The organism is Pedobacter sp., assembly GCF_035566355.1.
Lineage (GTDB): Bacteria > Bacteroidota > Bacteroidia > Sphingobacteriales > Sphingobacteriaceae > Pedobacter.
This window is the reverse complement of record NZ_DATMRL010000344.1, coordinates 1-10184: the sequence shown is the minus strand read 5'-3', so window position 1 is coordinate 10184 and position 10184 is coordinate 1. Positions and strand designations below refer to the sequence as shown.

Below are 10184 nucleotides of genomic sequence, written 5' to 3'. Positions count from 1 at the left end.
CACCGGAGTTTTGAAGCCGACAGCTTCTTTCCGGAGATTGATCCTGGCATCTGGTCAGAAACGGAGGTTGAACCTCATCAACCCGATGAGAAAAACCCTATTGGATATACATTTTCGACACTTATACGCCGTTAGTGTATCATCTATAATAAAAAATTAATAAGAAGGCCTATTAATTAAAAAATTAATTAGATTTGCCGACTTGTTAAAAAAATATATAGCATATAGACAAATAATTACAAACAAATGCAAGGTAAAGGTTTTATAAAATTTATGGCAATACTATTGGGTATTGTCTGTGTGTATTCTCTATCGTTTAACCTGGTTACATCAAACGTAGAAAAAAACGCTAAAGCGTATGCCAAAGGAGATCCTTTAAAAGAAAAGGCTTATTTGGATTCTATGGCTACTGTTCCGGTTTATCCGGTCTTTGGCTTTAATTACCAGTTCTGTAAATCCAAAGAAATCAATCTTGGATTAGACCTTAAAGGCGGTATGAACGTAACGATGGAAATATCGTTAGGTGAACTTGTAAAATCTTTGGCTAACAATCCTGCTGATGTTAATTTTAACAAAGCGATCTCAAACGCTCAAACGCAATTAAACGCTGGTGGTAAAGATTTCATTGGTTTATTCGTAAACGAATATGAAAAATTAAGCCCTAACGGAAAACTGGCTGATTTCTTTTCCAATCAGGACAATGCAAAGGACCTTAAAGCCAATGCCAGTAATTCAGACGTTAAAACGTATTTGTCTAAAGAAGCGACCAGCGCTATCGACCGTTCGTTCATCATCATCAGAAGTCGTATCGACGGATTTGGTGTAGTGAGCCCGAACATGCAGAAACAAGAAGGTACCAACCGTATCCTGATTGAGATGCCAGGTGTTCAGGACAAAGAAAGGATTCATAAATTATTGCAGGGTTCTGCAGAACTTCAGTTCTGGCAGGTGTACCAGAATGAAGAAGTTTATTCTGTTCTGGAAAACATCAACAAAACCCTGGTTACCGCTTTAAAAGATACTTCAGCTACTGCAGCTGTGAAAGACACTACAGCTAAAACAGAAAGTAAACTGGCTGGTCTGGCTAAAAAGCCGGCAACCAAAGATTCTGCTGATGTTAAAAAACAGGAGCTTTCTAAAAACAACCCTTTATTCGCTGTATTAAGTATTCCAACCTATCAAGGTCAAAACGGACAGCCTGCTTTACGTCCGGGTCCGGTTGTAGGATGGGTAGCTCAAAAAGATACCGCTAAAGTAAACGCTTACTTTGCAAAACCTGAAATTGCGTCTATCATTCCTCCTACTTTCAAGTTTATGTGGAGTGTAAAACCGATGGAAAACACCAAGGTTTTCGAATTGTATGCAATTAAAGTAACCTCAGCAGATGGCAAACCAGATTTAGGTGGTGACGCGATCAGCGATGCCCGTCATGACTTTGACCAGAAAGGCAAACCGGAAGTAACCATGTACATGACCGGTGAAGGTGCTGCAAAATGGAAAAAAATCACCGCAGAAGCTTCTGCAGATCCAAACAATAAAAAAGCAATTGCTATTGTTTTAGACAATACAGTTTACTCTGCCCCTACTGTTCAAAATGAAATCCCTAACGGCATTTCTTCTATCACAGGAAGTTTCACTGTAAACGATACACAAGATTTAGCCAACATCTTAAAAGCTGGTAAATTACCTGCTCCTGCTAAAATTGTAGGAGAATATGTAGTTGGTCCTTCTCTAGGTCAGGCTGCAATCCACAACGGCTTATTGTCATTTGTACTTGCCTTCATTGTGATCCTGATCTTTATGGCCTTGTATTACAACAAAGCTGGATGGGTAGCTAATTTGGCGCTTGTGATCAACTTATTCTTCATCATGGGTATCCTGGTATCCTTAGGTGCGGTATTAACTTTACCTGGTATCGCTGGTATCATTTTGGTAATTGGTTTATCGGTTGATGCGAACATCCTGATCTTTGAAAGGGTGAGAGAAGAATTGCTACATGGCAAAAGCACTGCACTTTCTATTAAAGAAGGTTTCAAACATGCAATGCCTTCTATCATTGACTCTAACGTAACCGTATTGATCTTAGGTGTGATCCTGTACATTTTCGGTAACGGACCAGTACAAGGCTTCGCTACTACTTTGTGTATTGGTATTTTGTCATCCCTGTTCTGTGCGGTATTGATCTCCCGTTTGGTTTTCGAATCCCTGCTGAGCAAAAATGCAAACATTACATTTGGTAACAAAGCTACCTTGCATGCCTTCAAAAACATTGCTTTTGATTTTGTTGGACGCAGAAAGATCTATTACACCATTTCTTCTGTAATCATTGTTTTAGGTTTCATCTTCTACTTTAAAAATGGCGGATTGAAACTTGGTATTGATTTTAAAGGTGGAAGAACTTACATCGTTCACTTCGATAAAAACATATCTACTGAAGATGTTAAATCTGATTTAACCCCTCTTTTCGACAACGAGGCACCAGAGGTTAAAACTGCTGGTAATGACAATGAATTAAAAATCACCACCACTTTCCACATTGCCGATCAGGATACACATGCGGATAAACTGGTAGAAGATGCATTGAAAAAAGGTCTGGATAAAACCGGAGCTAAATACACCATTGAGAGTAACCAGAAAGTAGGACCTATCATTGCAAGTGACCTGGTATATAGCGCTTATGGTGCTGTATTGTTCTCTTGCTTACTGATGTTCTTCTATATCATCATCAGGTTTAAAAAACTGAACTATGGTCTGGGTGCGGTAATCGCGTTATTCCATGACGTATTGCTGGTACTTTCTTTCTACACCATTTTAGATGGCGTGCTTCCATTCTCTTTAGAGATCGGACAGGATTTCATCGCCGCAATTTTAACGGTAATGTCTTATACCATGACTGAAACAGTAGTTGTATTTGACCGTATCCGGGAGAAACTTGCTGAGCATGGTAAAGAAGATCTTCATGGTGAAGAGCGTAATAAACTGATCAACTTCGCGCTGAACAGTACATTAAGCCGTACCATCCTGACTTCACTAACTGTATTCTTTGTATTATTGGTGATCTTCATCTTCGGTGGAGACAGCATCAGAGGATTTATCTTTGCTTTATTAATTGGCCGTGTTATCGGTACTTATTCTTCACTTTGTATCTCTACACCAATTGTAGTGGATCTCGGAAAAAGCAAATAGACTTTAATACAAATAAAATGTATATAAAAGGCATCCATCTATTGGATGCCTTTTTTGTTGTATCTATCTTTACAAAAATGCATAAAGCTTCCTTATGGAAAAACGGATTAAACTGATTGAATGCCCAAGAGATGCCATGCAGGGCATCCATCATTTTATTGATACAGACCTTAAAGCAGCCTATATCAACCTGCTCCTGCAAGTCGGTTTTGACACCATTGATTTTGGCAGCTTTGTTTCTCCTAAAGCGATTCCTCAATTGAGGGATACCAAAGAAGTATTGTCTAAACTGGATCTGAGCAATACGGTTTCCAAATTACTGGCCATTGTAGCGAATGTAAGAGGTGCTGAAGAAGCGGTTCAGCATCCGGAGATCACCTATCTTGGCTTTCCTTTTTCTATTTCGGAAACCTTCCAGCAACGCAACACCAATTCAAGTATCCTGCAATCTATGGATACCGTGAAGCAAATGCTGGAGCTTTGTGACCAGCATGGCAAACAGGCCGTGGTATACTTGTCTATGGGCTTTGGAAATCCTTACGGCGACCCCTGGAATATTGATATCGTACAACAATGGACAGGGGAACTGGCCGGACTGGGTGTAAAAATCCTTTCTCTTTCTGATACCACGGGGGTTTCTTCTCCAGAAAAGATTAAGGCTATTTTACCTGGAATCACCAAAAGCTTTGGTGACCTTGAAATTGGCGTTCACCTGCACAGTACACCGGAAACACGGCAGGAAAAGATACAAGCTGCTTATGAGAGTGGCTGCAGGCGCTTTGACAGCGCACTAAAGGGATATGGAGGCTGTCCTATGGCTGCAGATGACCTCACGGGAAATCTGGCAACAGAAGACTTAATCAGTTACCTGGACCGTATTGCTGAACCTACCGGACTTAATATGGACAAATGGAAGATCGCCCTGGCCTATTCTTCCAGGATTTTTCTTTAATTTCTACTGTAACAAAGATCAGGCTTTACGCACCATTTTGACGTGCATGATACCTGCTTCTTCAAATTGTGGTCCTTCTGCGGCAAAGCCGAACTTGCTGTAGAGGGAAACAGCATCCAGTTGTGCATTCAGGTAAACAAATTGATGATCTTCAGGTAAATCGGCCAGAACAGCCGCCACCATGGCCTGCCCTATTCTTTTTCCCCTGAACTCTTTTAATACAGCAAACCTTTCCAGTTTATAACCTTTATCTGTTTTACGCCAGCGGCAGGCGCCGCAGGGTTGCTGACCAAGTAGAGCTAAAAAATGAGTAGAAACATCTTCATTCTCCCATTCCAGTTCAGGTGGGCAATGTTGCTCATCAACAAATACTTTTTTACGAATTGCAAACGCATCTTCCAGTTGCTCCTGGTTGCTGATTTTAATAACCTCTAATGTGTCCATATATATAAAACAAAGAAAAGCGCCATAAGTTCTGACTTATAGCGCTTTTCTGTTATGAAATCCCAACCCTTTTAGAAAGGAGGAATGTACTATAATTTATCGCTGGCGTCTTTGCAGTTCAGGTCTTCAAAAGCCTGGGTTAAGCGCTTAACAAATGCTTCTTCACCTTTACGTAACCAAACGCGTGGATCGTAGTATTTTTTATTTGGTTTATCTTCTCCATCAGGATTTCCGATCTGACCTTGCAGATAAGCCTCATTCGCTTTATAGTAATCCAGAATACCTTCCCAGAATGCCCATTGCATATCTGTATCGATGTTCATTTTGATTGCACCATAAGAAATGGCTTCTCTGATTTCTTCCTGAGAAGAACCTGAACCACCATGGAAAACAAAATTGATTGGTTTTTCTGCTGTCAGGTTGAATTTCTCTCTGATATAATCTTGTGAGTTCTTTAAAATTACCGGTTGTAGTTTCACGTTACCTGGTTTGTATACCCCGTGAACATTTCCAAATGCGGCCGCTACAGTAAATTTATCACTTACTTTACTGAGTTCTTCGTAAGCATAAGCTACTTCAGAAGGCTGCGTATACAGTTTAGAGCTGTCTACATCACTGTTATCTACACCATCTTCCTCGCCACCGGTTACGACCAGTTCGATCTCAATGGTCATGCCCATTTTAGCCATACGGGCTAAATATTTAGCAGAGATTTCCATATTTTCTTCAATCGGTTCTTCCGAAAGGTCCAGCATGTGGGAAGAAAACAATGGTTTTCCGTGTTCTGCAAAGAATTGCTCACCGTGGTCCAACAATCCATCAATCCATGGAAGTAATTTTTTAGCCGCATGATCCGTATGTAATACTACAGCTACACCATAGTGTTCTGCAAGTAAATGCACGTGTTTAGCTGCGGATACTGCGCCCAGTACACATGCTTTAAGGTTTTCATTATTCAATGTCTTACCTGCGTAGAACTGTGCTCCACCATTTGACAACTGAATCATAACGGGTGAATTTACAGCCTTCGCTGTTTCCATTACTGCGTTGATCGTATTGGTTCCCGTAACGTTAACTGCTGGTAATGCAAACTGATGCTTTTTAGCCTGCTCAAACAATTCCTGAACGGCGTCTCCGTAAATTACTCCTTTGTAGCCTTTTAAACTCATTTTTCTAATTTTTGTATACGCCGAAGTTAGGAAAAATATAGATTAAGGCAAATCTAAGCCAGGTTTTATTTTATCCTAAAACTATCATAGACGGTTCAATTTTTTTTTTGTTTCTTTGTAGTCGCATTTTTCAACAAATAACATGGCTTGGTTTAAGAGAGAAAATAAAGGTATTAGTACACTGACAGAAGAAAAAAAGGAAGCGCCGGATGGTTTATGGAACAAATGTCCTAATTGCAAAAAGGCATTACACAGTTCGGATCTTATAGAAAATAAATATGTTTGTCATTATTGTGATTACCACCTGAGGGTAGGTTCTAAAGAATATTTCCAGGTATTATTTGACGACAACCAGTTTAAAGAACTATTTGCAGGGTTAAAATCAGGGGATCCTTTAAACTTCACAGACAGCAAACCTTATAAAGACAGGCTGATAGAAAGCATGGCTAAAACCGGCTTAAACGATGCCATCAGGGCTGCACATGGAAAGATCGAAGGTGAAGAACTGGTCATTGCCTGTATGGACTTCAATTTTATTGGTGGTTCTATGGGATCGGTTGTAGGGGAAAAAATTGCCAGATCAATCGATTACAGCATTAAGCATAAAATCCCTTTCCTGATGATCTCCAAATCTGGAGGTGCCAGAATGATGGAGGCTGCATTTTCTTTAATGCAAATGGCTAAAACTTCGGCTAAACTGGCTTTATTGAGCCAGGCAAAAATTCCATATATTTCTTTATTGACAGACCCTACAACGGGTGGTGTAACGGCATCTTATGCCATGCTTGGGGATATCAATATTGCAGAACCTGGTGCACTGATTGGCTTTGCCGGCCCAAGAGTAATTAAAGAAACCATTAAAAAAGATCTTCCGAAGGGTTTCCAGACCTCTGAATTTGTATTGGAGCATGGTTTTCTTGATTTTATTGTAGACAGAAGAGCGATGAAATCAAAACTGGCCAGCTTTTTAAAGATGATGAAGAACTAACAAAAGATAGATAAATTAAAAAAGGCGTTTGTGGGTTTCACAAACGCCTTTTTCAATTTAGATACTTCCGCTTCCTGGCATAGTACCGGGTTCATGGCTGGAACCAAGAGGCTTATTTTTTCTATCCGGTTTAGAGATCAGATCCGTTCTGCTCAAGTCTGAACCTGAGGAACTTTCTCCCTCATCTTTTTTTTGTTCCGGATCTTCAGTTTCTTTATAAACTGTTTTCTTTTTCTCTTCGTCTTTTTTGTTTTCGGGATGTTGTGTCATAGTGGTAGATATTAAATGAAACAATCGTTAGTTCATATAATAACAGCCCCTAGCAGGTATTGTTTATATAAAATAAACTTTAGCTTTAATCTGTTCCACAAGCTGATCAAACACTGGCCTGTCCAACAGGTCTTTACAGGTACTCATCAGGCGCATAGGATAAACAACTCCCCTGTCCCGGTAGGAAGGCTGCTCATAGACATAGTCGAGCAGGTGCAGCCCCAGACGCTCGTAGAAGGATATCCTTCTTTCCGCTTCTTCGCTTAAAGGAGCTTCCACTTCCAGCAGCATCTTTCCCTTCGCAGCATCCAGATAATGGTGCATGATCCGGCTTCCGTAATTCTTTCCCCTTTCTGCAGAGGATACGGCCAGATGTTCGATAAACAGCCAATCCGAAATCTCCCACCAGATTACAAAGGCTACAGGCTGTTCCTGGTCTGTGACCAGCTCCACCCGCATCTCCGCTCCTGTACCGATCATAGACAAAAGGACCGGCCATTCCCTTCGCTCCTGTACAGGAAAGGCACTTTGATAAAGTGCCTTTACAAAGGAAAGACGTTCATCTTTCCGGTCAGTTATTTTTAAAAAGTTAAGCGCTGACATTTTGCTGCACGATATGCTTTACCTTATCTACCACAAAATCCAGTTCTTCTTTGGTATTGTACTTACTGAAAGAAAAACGTACCGAAGGTTTATTTGGGTCTGCTGCTATTCCAGTGAGCACATGGGAACCAATATTGGAACCTGAAGAGCAGGCACTTCCTCCTGATGCCGAAATCCCATTGATATCGAGGTTAAACAACAACATATCAGACATTTCCATTTCCGGAAAAGAAACATTTAAAACGGTATACAGGCTTTTTTCTGGTTCTGTTTCTCCGTTAAACCCAACCCCTGGTACTTCTGCAATCAGTTTGTTTTTCAGGTAGGTTTTCAGTTCCTGGATATAGTTCTGGTGCTTTTCCATTTCTGCATAGGCAATTTCCATTGCTTTAGCCAGGCCTACAATGCCATATACATTTTCTGTTCCACCACGCATATTCCGCTCCTGAGCACCGCCAAAGATCATTGGACTGATCTTAATGTTGTGGTTCACATAGAGGAAACCCACACCTTTAGGACCATGAAATTTATGTGCTGCACAAACAATAAAATGAGCTTTCAGTTTCCTGACGTCATGGACATAATGCCCCATAGTTTGTACCGTATCACAATGGTAGATGGCATTATAGGTTTCACAAAGATCGCCTACCTTGACAATATCGGTTAAGGTACCCAGTTCATTATTGGCATGCATCAGCGAAACAAAAGAACGCTCGTTCTCTTTTAACAGCTGTTCCAGGTGGGCATAATCCACATTTCCTTTCTCATCGATATTCACATAACTGAGTTTATCGATCGCACCGTTTTTTAACAGCATTTCCAGGGTATGCTCTACGGCATGGTGCTCAATTTTAGAAGTAATGGCATGTTTAAGACCGAAAGCATCAATACCACACCGGATGGCTGTATTGTCTGCTTCGGTACCACCTGAAGTGAAAAATATTTCTGCAGGAACCGCATTTAATAAGCCGGCTACGGTTTTGCGGGCCTTCTCGATTAATGTTCTTACTTCCCGCCCCTGGGCGTGGATAGAAGATGGATTTCCATAATAATTATCCATTACATTAACCATTTCAGCCAGCACCTCTTTATCCAGAGGAGTTGTAGCGGCATTATCTAAATAGATTCTGTTCATTTTTTTTAATTCAATTTTAAGATTTCTTTGATATCCGAGATGATTTTTGAAGCCAGTCCTTCTGCAACAGTCTCGTTCTGGGCTTCGCTGTAAATCCGGATGATCGGTTCTGTGTTTGACCTTCTCAGGTGTACCCATTCATTGTCAAACTCAATTTTCAAACCATCAATGGTACTGCTTGGCTGGTTTTTATATTTTTCCTGCACCTTCAGCAATAAAGCATCAATATCCATTTCAGGTGTAAGCGTAATCTTATTTTTAGAAATATGATAATTCGGATAGCTGCTTCTCAGTAAAGAAATGGATTTTCCGAAGTTAGCCAGATGCGTCAGGAACAAAGCGATTCCCACCAGGGCATCTCTTCCATAATGTAATTCAGGATAAATAATCCCGCCATTGCCTTCTCCGCCAATAATCGCGTTGGTTTCTTTCATTTTGTTCACCACATTCACTTCTCCTACCGCTGCCGCATTGTAAGTACCTCCCGCTTTCTCCGTAACATCTCTCAGTGCACGGGTAGAAGAAAGGTTGGATACGGTATTTCCTGGTGTATGCTTTAAAACGTAATCCGCTACGGCAACCAATGTATATTCTTCTCCAAACATGGAACCGTCTTCGCAAACAAAGCACAAACGGTCTACATCCGGATCTACAACGATCCCCAGGTCTGCACCTTTGCTTTGCACAACTTTGGCTATTTCCGTCAGGTTCTCCGGAAGTGGTTCCGGGTTGTGCGGAAATTCACCGTTAGGTTCGCAGAACAACTCGTAAATAGTTTTTACGCCGAGTGCTTTCAATAAGGCAGGTACAAAGATCCCACCTGTGGAATTCACACAATCAATTGCAATTTTAAAATTTGCAGCTTTAATAGCCTCTACATCCACCAGTGGCAAGGCCAGGATGGCGTCTATATGCTTTTGAAGATAGGTGTCGTTCAACACAACTTTACCTAATTCATTAACGTCTGCAAAGTCAAAATCAGCACGCTCTGCCAGGTCAAGTACCTCTTTTCCATCAGCATCACTGATAAATTCGCCTTTACCGTTAAGCAGTTTTAAGGCATTCCACTGTTTTGGATTGTGGCTGGCTGTCAAAATAATACCACCACCTGCTTTTTCCAGGGGTACGGCAACTTCTACAGTTGGGGTAGTGCTCAGTCCAAGATCTATAACTTCGATGCCCAGGCCCTGTAAGGTTCCGATCACCAGGTTATTGACCATTTCACCAGATATACGGGCGTCGCGTCCAAGCACAATCTTTTTATTATTGGTTTTCGCAATAACCCAGGAGCCGTAGGCTGCCGTGAATTTTACAACATCAATTGGAGTTAACCCGTTTCCGGCAATTCCGCCGATGGTTCCTCTTATTCCAGAAATAGATTTTATCAGTGTCAATTTTTCGGTTTTTTATTGATCCAAAAATAAGAAAAATTTAAGT

General features: G+C 40.9%; 10 protein-coding genes. 4 read left to right on the top strand and 6 right to left on the bottom strand.

The window, feature by feature from the left end; genetic code table 11:
• The 3 genes from VNZ46_RS13335 to VNZ46_RS13325 all read left to right on the top strand — a co-directional run.
• Positions 1–135 (top strand): dihydrofolate reductase (locus VNZ46_RS13335; RefSeq protein WP_325560592.1); only part of this gene is annotated, 135 nt, incomplete at its 5' end.
• Between the two features lie 111 nt (positions 136–246).
• On the top strand, positions 247–3186 hold the full coding sequence (secDF, locus tag VNZ46_RS13330; protein WP_316833373.1) for a protein translocase subunit SecDF: 2940 nt from the start codon (positions 247–249) through the stop codon (positions 3184–3186).
• 94 nt (positions 3187–3280) lie between these two features.
• On the top strand, positions 3281–4138 hold the full coding sequence (locus VNZ46_RS13325) for a hydroxymethylglutaryl-CoA lyase (RefSeq protein WP_325560591.1): 858 nt from the start codon (positions 3281–3283) through the stop codon (positions 4136–4138).
• A gap of 18 nt (positions 4139–4156) precedes the next feature.
• Here the strand turns inward: VNZ46_RS13325 and VNZ46_RS13320 are convergent, their stop codons facing one another.
• Positions 4157–4582, bottom strand: a complete 426-nt coding sequence (locus VNZ46_RS13320; RefSeq protein WP_325560590.1) for a GNAT family N-acetyltransferase — start codon at positions 4580–4582, stop codon at positions 4157–4159.
• A gap of 89 nt (positions 4583–4671) precedes the next feature.
• Positions 4672–5751 (bottom strand): class II fructose-bisphosphate aldolase, encoded by a 1080-nt coding sequence (gene fbaA, locus VNZ46_RS13315; RefSeq protein ID WP_325560589.1) that lies wholly within the window; start codon positions 5749–5751, stop codon positions 4672–4674.
• 142 nt (positions 5752–5893) lie between these two features.
• Between fbaA and accD the strand changes: the two genes are divergently transcribed.
• Positions 5894–6739: an acetyl-CoA carboxylase, carboxyltransferase subunit beta gene (gene accD, locus VNZ46_RS13310; protein WP_325560588.1), complete on the top strand. Its 846-nt coding sequence runs from the start codon at positions 5894–5896 to the stop codon at positions 6737–6739.
• 57 nt (positions 6740–6796) lie between these two features.
• Here accD and VNZ46_RS13305 read toward each other — a convergent pair whose 3' ends face one another.
• The 4 genes from VNZ46_RS13305 to glmM form a co-directional block, all read right to left on the bottom strand.
• A complete protein-coding gene (locus VNZ46_RS13305; RefSeq protein ID WP_325560587.1) occupies positions 6797–7009 on the bottom strand; it encodes a hypothetical protein in 213 nt (70 codons plus the stop codon).
• A gap of 63 nt (positions 7010–7072) precedes the next feature.
• On the bottom strand, positions 7073–7612 hold the full coding sequence (locus VNZ46_RS13300) for a GNAT family N-acetyltransferase (RefSeq protein ID WP_325560586.1): 540 nt from the start codon (positions 7610–7612) through the stop codon (positions 7073–7075).
• Entirely contained in the window at positions 7599–8747 is a 1149-nt protein-coding gene (locus VNZ46_RS13295) for a cysteine desulfurase family protein (protein ID WP_325560585.1), read from the bottom strand. Before VNZ46_RS13295 ends, VNZ46_RS13300 begins: the two co-directional genes overlap by 14 nt.
• A gap of 5 nt (positions 8748–8752) precedes the next feature.
• Positions 8753–10141, bottom strand: coding sequence for a phosphoglucosamine mutase (gene glmM, locus VNZ46_RS13290; protein ID WP_325560584.1), 1389 nt, complete (start codon positions 10139–10141; stop codon positions 8753–8755).
• Between the last annotated feature and the right edge of the window lie 43 nt (positions 10142–10184).